Raw genomic sequence first — 230 nt, forward strand, 5'->3', positions numbered from 1 at the left:
GCGCGACGCACCATCAATTCCTTGATCTTGCCGATTGCCTTGGTCGGGTTCAGTCCTTTCGGGCAGACGTCGACGCAGTTCATGATCGTGTGGCAGCGGAACAGGCGGTACGGGTCTTCCAGATTGTCGAGCCGCTCACCGGTGGCTTCGTCACGGCTGTCCGCGATGAAACGGTACGCCTGCAGCAGACCCGCCGGGCCCACGAACTTGTCCGGATTCCACCAGAAGCT

Annotated in this window: 1 pseudogene; it reads right to left on the bottom strand. The window is 61.3% G+C overall.

Annotated features, from left to right (window positions below):
• A pseudogene (gene sdhB, locus SB753_RS42115) lies at positions 1-230 on the bottom strand (succinate dehydrogenase iron-sulfur subunit); the annotation flags it as partial.

Origin of the sequence: Paraburkholderia sp. SIMBA_053 (assembly GCF_046534895.1) — a bacterium.
GTDB lineage: Bacteria > Pseudomonadota > Gammaproteobacteria > Burkholderiales > Burkholderiaceae > Paraburkholderia > Paraburkholderia caledonica.